This window comes from Hymenobacter sp. GOD-10R, assembly GCF_035609205.1.
Lineage (GTDB): Bacteria > Bacteroidota > Bacteroidia > Cytophagales > Hymenobacteraceae > Hymenobacter.
The window spans coordinates 3031901-3044897 of sequence record NZ_CP141184.1 but is presented as its reverse complement, the minus strand read 5'-3'; the positions used below and the strand labels follow the sequence as shown (position 1 = coordinate 3044897).

Sequence of the window (12997 nt, the reverse complement as noted above, 5' to 3'; positions counted from 1 at the left end):
TATACAGTATTATTGCACATCGGTTCAAATGAACTGAGTTTTATCTAGCATTTTATCTGCCTCTTGGCAGGCTAACCGCCTCTACGGCACTTTTATCATGGAAACGACCACCACTTATCCCGTGCACGAACTGATTCGCCAACGGTGGAGCCCGCGCGCTTTCTCGGCGCAGCCAGTTGCTCCCGAAACGTTGGAACAAGTGCTGGAAGCTGCCTCCTGGGCCTTCAGCGCGATGAATGAGCAGCCTTGGCGCTACATCTACGCGCATAAGTCGGACACTGAAGCGTTTGACCGGCTACTGAGCTGCTTGCTACCGGCAAACCAAGCCTGGGCTAAGCACGCACCCGTGTTGATGCTTTCACTCGTGAAAACGCACTACGATAATGGCAACCTGAACCGCACCGCCATGCACGACGTGGGCGCGGCGAATGCGACGCTGTTCCTGGAAGCTACGGCCCTAGGTTTGCACGGCCACGTGCTTGGCGGCTTCGATATGGCTCGTACCCGCGAAGTACTCAACCTGCCCGAGAGCCTGGAGCCAGTGGCGTTTATTTCCCTTGGGTACGTAGGCACGCCCGATCAGCTTGACGAGCCTTTCCGCGCCCGCGAAACGGCAGCACGTAAGCGCAAGCCCCTGGCTGAGTTTGCATTCCAGAACGAACTACCAGAATAAGGCTAACCGTTGCTTTAACGCTAATACAAACGCCCCGCTGTGTCTACCACGGTGGGGCGTTTGTGTTGATAGTCACGAGCTCTTACAACAACAACTAGGTACCCTAGCCTAGCTGCCCGTACAACACCGCGGCCAGTATAGCCCCGAGCAACGGCCCCACCACCGGAATCCAAGCGTAGCCCCATTCGCTGGTGCCTTTGCCACGAATAGGCAACACCGCGTGCGCTAGACGCGGGGCTAAGTCGCGGGCGGGATTGAGCGCGTAGCCTGTGGTGCCCCCCAACCCTAGCCCGATTACCCATACGACCAGGGCCACCGGCAACGCGCCTACCGAGCCGAGCCCTACGGGCGTGTGCGTCGAGGTGATTTCTGCCCCCGCGATATAGAACACCGTGAGTACCAGCACCGCGGTTCCAATGATTTCATTCAGTAGATTAAGCGGATGATTGCGGATGGCTGGGCCCGTGCAGAACACCGCTAGCTTCAATCCGGCTTCCGAAGTACGGTCGAAGTGGTCTTTGTAAAGCACCCACACGAGCACGGCACCCACGAAGCCCCCGGCAAATTGCGCGGCTATGTATTTAGGCACCAGCGCCCAGGCAAATTTGCCCGCGACGGCTAGCCCCACCGTTACGGCCGGACTAAGGTGGGCGCCGCTAGCTGGCCCGGCAATGACTACCCCCACAAAAACCGCCAGCGCCCAGGCCGTGGTAATCACCATCCAGCCACTGTTGTGGCCTTTGGTGTCGGTTAGTACTACGTTCGCCACTACCCCATCCCCCAGCAAGATCAGCACTGCCGTGCCGACGAATTCTGCGACAGCGGGACTCATCATTGCACGTCGGCCGTTTCAGATTTTACCACAGGTTCGGTGGCAGCGGAGGCTGCCTTAGGAGCTGGCTCGGGTACCTTCGACCACACCCGCAAAGCCCGCACGGCCCGGTCCCAGTTTTCGACACCTTCCTCGATGCCAGTGCGGTTAGCTTTAGGATTGTACACCGTTTCGGCGTGACTTAGGGCTTGGATTTCCTCCAGGCTCTTCCAGTAACCAACGGCTAGGCCCGCTAGGTAGGCAGCACCTAGGGCTGTTGTTTCGGCCATGCGGGGTCGTACTACTTTGGTGTTCAACACGTCAGCCTGAAACTGCATCAGCATTTCGTTGATGGTGGCGCCACCATCAACACGCAGCTCGGCGATGGGCAGGCCGGAGTCGGCTTCCATGGCTTTAAGCACATCACGGGTTTGGTAGGCAATGGCTTCCAGAGCGGCCCGGGCAATGTGCGCCGCCTTCGTAGCCCGCGACATACCGAAGATAACGCCCCGCGCATAAGGGTCCCAGTGGGGTGCTCCGAGCCCAGCAAACGCCGGTACGAAGTACACGCCTTCCGAGCTGCTGACTTGCTTAGCCAGTTGCTCCACCTGCGCCGAGTTCTTGATAATACCTAGGTTGTCGCGTAGCCATTGTACCACGGCGCCGGCAATAAAAATGCTGCCTTCCAGCGCGTATTGAACCTGCCCATCTACCTTCCAAGCAAGAGTGGTAAGCAAGTTATGCCGCGACACTCTAGGCTCCGAGCCAATATTCATTAGCATAAAGCAGCCGGTGCCGTAGGTGCTTTTTACCATACCGGGGCTCACGCATTGCTGCCCAAACAGCGCCGCTTGTTGGTCGCCAGCGATACCTGCAATGGGAATTTTGGAGGCAAATACCGTGGTTTTGGTTTCTCCGTACACCTCGCTCGACTGGCACACCTGCGGCAACATGCTGCGCGGAATATCAAACAGGGCCAGCAGTTCGTCATCCCATTCCAAGGAGTGAATGTTGAAGAGCATGGTGCGCGAAGCGTTCGTCACGTCGGTCACATGCAGCTCACCCTGGGTGAAGTTCCAGATGAGCCAGCTGTCCACGGTGCCAAAAGCTAGCTTGCCAGCGGCGGCCTTCTTGCGGGCGCCCTTTACGTTATCCAAGATCCAGCGCACTTTGCTGGCCGAGAAATAGGCGTCGAGCAGCAGCCCCGTTTTGCCCCGAATCATCTCCTCGTGGCCTTCCGTGCGCAGTTGGTCGCAGTATTCGGCCGTGCGCCGATCTTGCCACACAATAGCATTGTACACCGGCTTACCCGTCTTACGGTTCCACACCACCACCGTCTCGCGCTGGTTGGTAATGCCGATAGCAGCAATGTTGCTGCCGTTGTGGCCCGTCTTCACCGTTGCCTCCGCAGCCACGCCCGCCTGCGTCGACCAAATTTCCAGTGGGTCATGCTCCACCCAGCCTGGCTTAGGGAAGATCTGCGTGAATTCCTTCTGCGCCTGCGAAACGATGTGTCCTTTCTGATCGAACAGAATGGCGCGGGAGCTGGTCGTGCCCTGGTCGAGGGCAAGGATGAACTGCTGCATAGAGAGTAACTGAGTGGCTAGGTGGCTTCGCACGTAGTGACTGAGGAGCGGTTGAACGGTAGTACTCCGTTGCTCAGCTACTCCGTGGAGCCTAAAACTAAAACGTTTGCGGTAATAAACACGGAAGAAGAAGCAGTTACGCTTCTTCTTTAATGCGAACAGGCTGAGGTTGCGCCTGGAGCAGATAATTTTGCGCTACGGCGTGGAAGGCCGCCACTTGTTCCTCTTGCCACTGAGCATCGTAACCTAGCTCCTGGGCTAGCAAAGAGGCGACCTCCGGCGCCATCCGAATAGCCGCTTGGGCATCTAGGAACAGCACCCGCACCCGACGGGCCAACACGTCTTCTACCGTGCGGGCCATTTCATAACGAGCCGCCCATACCACCTCCGCCTTCAGAAACTCCAGGCTCGTATCTAGCTTCTCCGCTAGCTCGGGCTGGGCGGCCATAAGCTGCTGCAAAGCAGGTTGGTCGGTGCCGTACACGTAGAGGTGGTTGCTGCGGTCTGTGGTTTCCTGGGCACCGTGAATAGGCATGTGGGCCGTTTGGCTTTCAGCTGCGGGCAGCTTGCCTAAGGCAATGGCCTTATCGACAGTATCTTGCCCCATGCGACGGTAAGTGGTCCATTTGCCACCCGTGATGGTAATCAGGCCCGCTTCGGACACCAGAATCTTGTGGCTGCGCGAAATCTCTTTGGTTTTAGCCGAGTCGCCTTGCGGGGCCGCCAACGGGCGCAGCCCCGCGAAAATGCTCAGAGCATCGCTGCGCTTGGGGGCGCGGGTAAGGTAGCGGGCTGCCGTGCGCAGAATGAAGTCGATTTCTTCTTCCAGAGCTTTCGGCTCTTGGCTGTGCTCGTTCAAGGGCGTGTCGGTGGTGCCGAGCACGACGCGGTTGTGCCACGGCACAGCAAAGAGCACGCGTCCATCGTCGGTCTTCGGAATCATGATGGCGTCGTCGCCAGGCAGGAACGATTTGTCGAGCACGATGTGCACGCCCTGGCTTGGCCGCACCAGCTTCTTGGCGCCGGGCTTGTCCATTTGCAGAATCTCATCAACGAAAATACCGGTGGCATTTACGACGGCTTTGGCGGGCAGCTCGTAGGTGCTCCCAGTTTCCTGATCAGCGGCTATAACGCCCGAAATCTTGCCCTGCGCATCTTTTAACAAGCCACGCACGTCGAAGTGGTTAAGCAAGGTACCGCCCTCTTCAATAGCCGTTTGGGCTAGGTTGACGGCTAAACGCGCGTCGTCAAACTGCCCGTCGTGGTAGAGTACGCCTCCTTTCAAGCCCTCCGCTTTGATATTGCTGAGGCGCTTCAGGGTTTCTTTTTTGCTTAAATGCACCGACGAACCTAGGCTGAGTTTGCCAGCCAGCAGATCGTACATCGTCAGGCCGATGGTGTAGAAAGGCCCACCCCACCACTCATAATTTGGAATAATAAAATCCTGGTTCTTAACTAAATGCGGGGCATTCTTTAGCAGCAAGCCCCGCTCGTATAAGGCCTCGCGCACCAGTGCTATGTCACCCTGCGCTAGGTATCGCACTCCACCGTGTACCAGCTTGGTGCTGCGGCTGGAGGTGCCTTTAGCGTAATCGACTTGCTCTAGCAGCAGCGTTTTGAAGCCCCGGCTAATGGCGTCCAGCGCTACTCCTAGACCCGTGGCGCCCCCTCCTATCACAATCAGGTCCCACACGGGCTGGCTTTCCAACTGCTGCAAAAGGGCTTCGCGGCGAAAGGAAACGGTTGGCTTATCGTTACGCATAGCTTTGTCTTGTATTGTCAAATTTCGTTCTATTCTATAAATATGTAAAACGAAACTAAATGAAACAAGTTTCACATACGCTTTCTTTCAATCAATACGCCAACCTCATTCTTAACAAAGCATAAAACAGACTAAGGAAGCCCTTTTGGCACCTAGGCTGCTAACAAAATATCTTTCGTTTCCTTTCGATTACAATTTTATTAGGAAACCTAGCTTCTACTTTATGTTCGCCGAGCAAGGAAGCTAGGTTGCTGGTTGTGTTATTCCGAAGGGCGAAATGGATACTTTTACCTCGATGAATCCTCCTAGCATGAAACGGCACCAACTTATACTGCAACGCTTGCAGGCGCAGAAGCACGTGGAAGTTCCTGACCTGTGCGAGGCGCTGAATGTCTCTGCCGTTACGATTCGTAAGGACCTAAGATTACTGGAAGAGAAAGGCTTGCTGTTCCGCACCCACGGGGGGGCGGCCCTCGAAAATCCGTATATCAAGGATCGGCCGGTCAATGAGAAGGAGTTGCTTAACGTTGACGAAAAGCTAGGCATTGCTAACGCGGCGGCGCGACTTATCAGCGCGCAGGAGGCTATTATCATTGCCTCCGGCACTACGCTGGTGGCATTGGCCCGCGCCATCCCGCCGAACCTAGCCTTGACGGTCATCACCTCGGCGCTCAACGTGGGGCTGGAGCTCGTGCAGCGCCCCGAAATTGAGGTGATGCAACTTGGTGGCTATCTGCGCCATAGTTCCTCTTCTGTCACGGGCCCGCACGCCGAGCAGGTGCTGGCCGATGTTTCGTGCAGCAAGCTGTTCCTGGGCGTTGATGGTATCGACCTCGACTTTGGGCTGACCACTACCAACATCAACGAGGCCCGCCTCAACCAAGCCATGATGCGAGCGGCTCAGGAAATCATCGTGCTGGCCGACTCCTCTAAATTCGGCAAACGGGGCTTTGGTCGTATCTGCGGACTCGACCAGATTCACCGTATCATCACCGATACTGGCATTGCGGAGCCGGACGCGAAGCGGCTGGAAGAACAAGGCATTGCGCTGACGATTGTGTAACCAAGCGCTTGGCCTAGCCCATATCGTGGTGGCTAGGCACGACCCTAGGTATTTTGCTCCCAGAAAATTCATAGCTCAACTGGCAAGAGTATTGCGGCGGGGTTCAACAAAATCTCGGAACTTAGCACCTGCTCAGCGCTTTTTCTTCGTTCATCAGGAAAATGCCGAGTCGGAGCTTGCTCCATTGCCGGTGCAGCACGCGTACGTATTTCGCTACTTCTTTTGAAACCAAACTTGCCTTTTACGATCCGTTGGGCGCGGGTTATTTCTTCCCTGGCAAACTGGCGCGGGCTGCTCACCAGCTTAGCGTTAGGGTTGCTCATTGGCTGTTCGCCTACTAAGCTGCTCCAACCGGGTCAGAATTTGCTGAGTAAAATCAAGCTAGAGGGTGTGAAGCAGGCCAACGAGGAGCGCCTAGAAGCCTTGTATCAGCAAAAGCCTAACTCTAAGTTTCCGCTGCCGAAGCTAGGTATCTACCAGTTCGGCACGCTGTTCTACGACTCCGTCCGTATTCGTCGGGAAATCAACAAAGACCAACGCAAATTCGACGCTAAAATTCAGGCTGCCCGCCCCGACTCGGTGAAGGTAGGCAAGCTGCTAACCAAGCGGGAGCAGCACGTACAGCGTCACCAGTTGGCTCTTGATAAAGGCAACGCTATCATGCGCATCGGGGAAGCGCCGGTAGTCTACGACACCGCCCGCACCCGCGCCACCGTCCAGCAGATCGGTGTGTTTCTAAAGTCACAAGGCTTTTTCCGCAGCCACGTATTAGCTACCGATACGGTGGAAGATCGGCAGGTAACCGTTACCCTGCACGTAACGGAAGGCAAGCCCTTTACCTACGAGCGCCTCGACTACGACATTGCCGACTCGGCGGTGGCCCATCTTGTACTGACAAATCAGGCGACCTCGCTGCTGCACTTGCACGACCGCTACAACGAAGAAGTTATTGGGCAGGAACGCTCCCGCATCGAAACGCTGCTTAAAAACTCGGGCTACTACGATTTTCGCTCCCAGTACATTACGCTAGAAGCTGATACCAGCTACACGCCCGGTACCGTGCGCCTGCGCACGTTCATCGCTAATCCTGGACCGAATGAGCCCCACCAGATTTACACGATTCGCAACGTTAACTTCCTGACGGATGCCGGCGTTACGCGCTTCGGCGTCACGCGCGACACGATTGTGCGGGATTCAGTCCGCTACCTAGCTTATAAGCATCGCTTTAGCACCAAAGTACTGGACCGTAAGCTAGCAGTCCGCCCCGGCCAGTTGTACAACATTCAGAACACCATCCTAACCCAGCGTCAGCTCGCCGACCTCGACATTTTTCGCTTCAATACGGTAAGCTACCGCCGGGTGCGGACGGGAGAAGGCGACACAACTAGTCGCCAGCTCGATGCCTTCATTAATGCTTCTCCCACGAAGAAATACCAGGAAACCACCGAGCTAGGGGGCACCTACGTGTCGGGCAAACCAGGCCCGTTTGCGAACGTCCGCCTAAAAATCAGGAACGTATTTGGGGGCGCCGAAAGCCTGGAGCTAGGGCTGCGCGCCGGTTTCGAAGGTCAGTATAACCGCCTGAATGGCCAGAGCGTGCTTACCACTCAACTCGGCGCTAACGCGAGCCTGATTCTTCCTCAGTTCCTGGTTCCTTGGCGGGCCAACCGCTATCTGACGCGCTACAACCCGAAGACGCGCTTGAACGGAACGTACACTTACGTGAAGCGCCCCGAGTACACGCGGACTAACCTAGAAGGCACCTATGATTATATCTGGCAGCGCTCGGCATATCACCAATATGTGCTAACGCCAGTAGACCTTAGCTTAGTTAATGCCAGAAATATTGCTCGTTATTTCCAACGGCAGCTTGATTCGTTGGCCCTGACTGGCAGCCCGCTTATTCGCAGCTTCACGCAGCAGTTCGTACCGAGTATGAACGCTACTTCGCTCTATAACTCCAACGACTTCAACCAAACGCGGGATGCGCGCTACTACCGCCTGTTTGTGGAAATAGGCGGTCTGACTCGGTCTTTGTATCAGGGGTTGCTCAACGACCGCAACATTCAGGTCTACAACTTTGCGCGGCTGGCCATTGACTACCGACGCTATATAAAGCTAGCTCCGCAGTCCTTCTTTGTGTACCGCTTCAACGGCGGCGTTGCCCATGCGCTGAGTACTACCACCGTCGACCGTTACGACCCCGAGAAGCAAGAGACTGTAAAACTTCAGCAGTACATTATTCCTTACGACAAATACTTTTTCGCTGGAGGCGCCTCTAGCGTGCGTGCCTGGCGGCCGCGGCGGCTAGGTCCAGGTGGATATGCTACCAAGTACAATGTCGAACAAGACGGGCAGTCGGTGCTAGTTCGCAACTACAATGTGGAGCAGCCTGGTGAGGTCTTGCTGGAAGGTAATCTTGAGTACCGGTTTCCGGTGTATAGTTTCATTAAAGGCGCCGTTTTCACAGACTTCGGCAACGTGTGGAGCTTGCAGAAAAATGAATTTCGAAAAGGCGCTGAATTCCAGATCAATCAGTTTTACAAGCAGTTCGCCGTAGGCTCTGGTATCGGTATCCGCCTGGATTTCACCTTCCTGATTTTGCGCCTAGACATTGCCACCAAGGTATACGATCCTACCGCTGAAGGCAGCAACTGGGTGTTGCGCAAGTTCAGCTTGCGCACTGGCAACCCCAACAACATCAACCAAGACGCCCCCACCGCCTTCAACCTAGGTATCGGGTACCCCTTCTAGGTTAAGTAGTTGAGTTGCTAAATGGTTAACGTGTTAATCACCCATTTAGCAACTCAACCATCCAATCCCTAATACTTCAACAACTCTTCCAGCGCGGCAGCTACTTTTTCGGCCGTGGGCAACATTTGGCGCTCCAGGTCGACGTTGAGAGCTATAGCGGGCAGATTAGCTGCGCCAAGCATAAATACAGGCGCGTCAAGGTCCCAGAAGCACGTGCGCTGAATGCGGCCGGCCAAGGACTCAGCAAAGGAGTTCAACAGCGGTTCTTCGGTGAGCACCAGCACTTTGCTGTGAATGCGCACGGCCATTTCTACCGCGTCAAAATCGAGCGGGCTCAAGGTACGCAGGTCCAGAATTTCGACCTGGCCGGGGAAAGCACGGCTAGCTGTTTTGGCCCAGTGCACACCCATACCGTAGGTAATGACCACGCAGGTAGCGCCGCGCCGGAGCTGCTCCGGGTCGGCGGCTTGCGCAATGGCCGCCTTGCCCAGTGGAATAACGTAGCCAGCCGCGGGCTCGATGGTTTTAGCTTCTTCCGTACCCGGTACTTTGCTCCAATACAAGCCCTTATGCTCCAGCAGCACCACAGGGTTCGGGTCGAGAAACGCTGCTCGCAACAAGCCTTTCATATCGGCGGCGTTGCTCGGATATACTACTTTGATGCCCCGAATGGTGAGCAAAGTGCTTTCAACGGACCCCGAATGGTAAGGCCCACCGCCGCCGTAAGCGCCAACGGGCACCCGGATCAGGGATTGTACCGGGAATTGGCCGTTGGTCAGGTAACACGATTTGCTCAGTTCCTCCACCAGCTGATTCAGACCGGGCCAGATGTAGTCAGCAAACTGAATTTCCACAATGGCCTTCGCGCCTACCGCTGACATGCCCGCCGTCGAACCGACGATGTAGGCTTCTTGAATGGGCGTATTAAAAACGCGGGTGTCGCCGTATTTTTTCGCCAGCAGGGCAGCTTCGCGGAACACCCCCCCTAGCTCGCCGCCCACATCCTGGCCGTAGAGCAACGCCTCGGGAAACTCCCCCAAAATCTCATCGACGGCGTGCAAGGCAGCATCTACCATGAGCACCTTCGCAGCACCTTCCGGCGCACGCTCCCCAGCTTCCTTAGTTACGGCAGGTGGGGCAAACTCGTGGTCGGCAAACGTGGCTGGGTCAGGGCTAGGTGCAGCTTGGGCTCGTTCAAAATCGGTGGCTACCAGCGCCCGTGCTTCTTCGGTCAGTTGCTGTAGCTCAGCCTCACTGATACCTAGGTGCAGCAACTGTTGGTGCAAGCGGGGCAATGGATCGAGCAAGGCGTGAGTGGCTAGGTTGTCGCCGCGGTACCACTCGCGGCGTACGCCGCTGGTGTGGTGGCCCAATAATGGGCACTTGGCGTGCACAAGCACTGGCCCCCGGGTGCGCCGTACGTAGTCGAAGGCTTTGGCTAGCACCACGTAGCTGCTACTGAAATCTGCCCCGTCGACACGTAAGCGGTGCAATCCTTTAAAGCCGGCCGCAAACTCATACGCATCCATGGCGCGCATTTCGCGGCCCGTTGCCGAGATGCCCCAGTCGTTGTCCTGCACCAGATAGATAATGGGCAGTTGGTGCAGCACCGCCATCTGCAACGCCTCCGATACTTCTCCCTCCGTCATGGCGCCATCGCCAATCGAGCACAGCACGACAGGCTTCGGCAATTGAGCAATACCGCTAGTGGCATCACCCCGTTTGGCCTGCTCCACTTGCTCGCTCCCAGACAAACCTTGGCTCTCCAAGTACTTGATTCCATGAGCCATGCCCGTAGCCGGAATAGCTTGCATGCCCGTAGCCGAGCTTTGATGCGGAATCGTGGGGAAGCCCGGACGCCGCAGAGCAGGATGCCCGTAGTAAGTGCGGCCACCGGAAAATGGATCGTCGCGCTTAGCCATGAGCTGCAACATCAACTCGTAGGGTGTTAGGCCGAGGCCGAGCAGCAGCGCATCGTCGCGATAGTAGGGCGCGGCATAGTCGGTGGGGCGCAAGTGGAAGGCGGCAGCGAGCTGAATAGCTTCGTGGCCACGGGCCGTAGCATGGACGTAGCGGCCCGTTACGGCTTTATTTTCTTCGTACAGATGGGCTAGCTCGGCGGCGGTGCGCATCAGACGATACGCGTGCAGGAGCGTGCTGCGGTCGGGTGCCTCGGCGAGCCGAGTGGCAGGCTGCGCCGTAAAACTAGACTCGAAAGGTGCGTTAGATGGGGTGGACATCGGCAGAATTAGAACGAACGAATTTACAGCTTCGCGGCTACAGTTGACCGCTGGCGGCGTTTTCTGCGTAATTTTGCTGGTACTTACGCGTGCTTACGTGCCTTCGAACGGCTAACCGGACTTTTTGAGCAGGTTTACGGCGGGTGAGCAGTACGCTTCTCGCCTCACCCCAACGCTACAGCTGCTCCTTTCCGTACGGCCTCTTAGCAATCGAATTTCTTTCCCGTGGAATACTCTCCCTCACCTTCTCTCCTCGCCTCCAACGCGGGGCAACGTACTGCCGTCGAAGACTGGATGCGCAACTTTCAGCGCCGCTTGTGTGCCCAGTTGGAGGCAGCCGACGGCCAAGCTAGCTTTCAGACGGATGTGTGGGAGCGGCATGGCGGCGGCGGCGGCACCTCCCGCGTGCTCGAAGGTGGCGCCGTGCTCGAGAAAGGCGGCGTGGGCTTTTCGGCCGTGCACGGTGAGATGAGCGCCCAAGCCGCCAAGGCGCTGCTGATGCCCAATCCGGAGTTCTTCGCCACGGGTGTGTCGGTGGTGATGCACCCGCGCAGCCCCCGCGTGCCGATTGTGCACATGAACGTGCGCTACTTCGAAGCGGGCAATGGGGAAGCGTGGTTCGGCGGCGGCATCGACCTGACGCCTATTTACGTGGATGAGTTGCAAGCCCGTTGGTTTCACGAGCAGCTACAAGCGGTGTGCGACCAGCACGACCCTAGCTATTACGCCCGCTTCAAGCCCTGGGCCGATGACTACTTTTACCTGCCACACCGCCAGGAAACCCGCGGCGTGGGCGGCATCTTCTTCGACCGCCTGACCGTTGGCAAAGAGGGTGGAGCCGAGCAGCTTTTTGCCTTCGTGCGGAGCGTCGGCGACGCATTCGGGCCGATTTATACGGAGCTGATGCGCCAGAACCAGGATCTGCCTTTCGGGGAGGCGGAGGAGAAATGGCAAATGGTGCGCCGCGCCCGTTATGCCGAGTTCAACCTAGCTTTCGACCGTGGCACGCGCTTTGGCTTAGAGACGGGCGGACGCACCGAGAGTATCCTGATGAGCCTGCCACCGCGTTGTGAATGGCACTACAACCTTCAGCCCACGCCTGGTTCGCCCGAAGCTACTACCCAAGCTTGGCTGCGCAAAGGCGTCAACTGGGTTGCATCACCCGCCCCGAATTCTGCTCCCCTTGATTGAATCGATAAAAAACGTAGACCGTTGGCTCTTAGTGGCCGCCAACAACCATCACTCACCGCTGCTGGATAAGTGGATGGTCTTTTTTTCGGAGCGCTTCGTTTGGTTTCCTGCTTACCTCGTCATCCTGATCGTGCTGGCTTACCTCTACCAGCAGCGCGCTCTGCTCCTGTTGCCCCTACTTGGCGCGAGCGTTGGCCTCGCCGATTTCATTTCGAGCCGCTTTTTCAAACCGTACTTCGCTCGGTTGCGCCCCTGCCACGATCCTATGCTATCGGCCTCGCTTAATCTGGCCAATGGCTGCGGCGGACAGTTCGGTTTTTTGTCCTCTCACGCGGCCAACTCGTTTGCGTTGGTTGTGTTCCTGGGGCTGATATTGCCGCGTCGCTACCGAGTGGCTAAGGTATTGCTGCTGATCTGGGCCATGTTGGTCTCGTACAGTCGCATGTACCTAGGTGCCCACTACCCTTCCGACGTGCTAGCCGGTGCCACGCTGGGTAGCTTGCTAGCTTGGCTGACAGCCGAGCTCTACCGCCGCGGCGAAGCTAGATGGTGGCCAGGCTTTTCCGCTTCAATAGGCAAGAAAATTCAGTTGCGCTAGCGCGTAGAAGCACTGGCAACATCGTCGCCGTAGGTTCTCCTCTGACGCACATAAAGAAACAGCCGTTGCTAAATCATCTAGCAACGGCTGTTTTGTGTTTAGGACTACTTCGCCGGCTTACGATTTCCGGTATGGCCGTCGCCTCGGTCACCCTGCCCCGGCTTGCTGGTGACGCGTGAGTTTTTGCGGTCGTCATCCGACAAGGAACGGTGCAGATCTACTTCACTGGTGAACTGGCCTTTCGCGTTGCGGCGCACGTAGCGCTTATCGCCGGGGGTGGGCTCTATCAGCTCGCGTTTGGATTTCGACATGACAGGAA

10 protein-coding genes are annotated in these 12997 nt (G+C 56.9%); 5 read left to right on the top strand and 5 right to left on the bottom strand.

Annotation, left to right across the window (positions count from 1 at the left end; translation table 11 throughout):
* The first annotated feature begins 97 nt into the window (after positions 1–97).
* A complete protein-coding gene (locus tag SD425_RS12270; RefSeq protein ID WP_324678945.1) occupies positions 98–673 on the top strand; it encodes a nitroreductase family protein in 576 nt (191 codons plus the stop codon).
* A 103-nt stretch (positions 674–776) separates the two neighbouring features.
* Here SD425_RS12270 and SD425_RS12265 read toward each other — a convergent pair whose 3' ends face one another.
* From SD425_RS12265 to SD425_RS12255, 3 genes are all read right to left on the bottom strand, one after another.
* Positions 777–1505, bottom strand: a complete 729-nt coding sequence (locus SD425_RS12265) for an MIP/aquaporin family protein (RefSeq protein ID WP_324679537.1) — start codon at positions 1503–1505, stop codon at positions 777–779.
* Positions 1505–3070: a glycerol kinase GlpK gene (gene glpK / locus SD425_RS12260; protein WP_324678943.1), complete on the bottom strand. Its 1566-nt coding sequence runs from the start codon at positions 3068–3070 to the stop codon at positions 1505–1507. The genes SD425_RS12265 and glpK overlap by 1 nt, the downstream gene beginning before the upstream one ends.
* A 136-nt stretch (positions 3071–3206) precedes the next feature.
* Positions 3207–4832: a glycerol-3-phosphate dehydrogenase/oxidase gene (locus SD425_RS12255; protein ID WP_324678940.1), complete on the bottom strand. Its 1626-nt coding sequence runs from the start codon at positions 4830–4832 to the stop codon at positions 3207–3209.
* A gap of 310 nt (positions 4833–5142) precedes the next feature.
* Between SD425_RS12255 and SD425_RS12250 the strand changes: the two genes are divergently transcribed.
* Entirely contained in the window at positions 5143–5895 is a 753-nt protein-coding gene (locus SD425_RS12250) for a DeoR/GlpR family DNA-binding transcription regulator (protein WP_324678939.1), read from the top strand.
* Between the two features lie 234 nt (positions 5896–6129).
* A complete protein-coding gene (locus SD425_RS12245) occupies positions 6130–8649 on the top strand; it encodes a BamA/TamA family outer membrane protein (protein ID WP_324678937.1) in 2520 nt (839 codons plus the stop codon).
* A gap of 68 nt (positions 8650–8717) precedes the next feature.
* Here the strand turns inward: SD425_RS12245 and SD425_RS12240 are convergent, their stop codons facing one another.
* Complete coding sequence (locus tag SD425_RS12240; protein ID WP_324678935.1) at positions 8718–10889, bottom strand: alpha-ketoacid dehydrogenase subunit alpha/beta; 2172 nt, start codon at positions 10887–10889, stop codon at positions 8718–8720.
* Positions 10890–11183: 294 nt separating this feature from the next.
* On the opposite strand from SD425_RS12240, the gene hemF reads away from it, so the two are divergent.
* Positions 11184–12080, top strand: coding sequence for an oxygen-dependent coproporphyrinogen oxidase (gene hemF / locus SD425_RS12235; protein WP_324679535.1), 897 nt, complete (start codon positions 11184–11186; stop codon positions 12078–12080).
* Positions 12073–12678, top strand: a complete 606-nt coding sequence (locus SD425_RS12230) for a phosphatase PAP2 family protein (protein ID WP_324678933.1) — start codon at positions 12073–12075, stop codon at positions 12676–12678. Before hemF ends, SD425_RS12230 begins: the two co-directional genes overlap by 8 nt.
* 104 nt (positions 12679–12782) lie before the next feature.
* On the opposite strand, the gene SD425_RS12225 is transcribed toward SD425_RS12230, so the two are convergent.
* Positions 12783–12989, bottom strand: coding sequence for a hypothetical protein (locus SD425_RS12225; protein WP_324678930.1), 207 nt, complete (start codon positions 12987–12989; stop codon positions 12783–12785).
* Positions 12990–12997 lie beyond the last annotated feature (8 nt).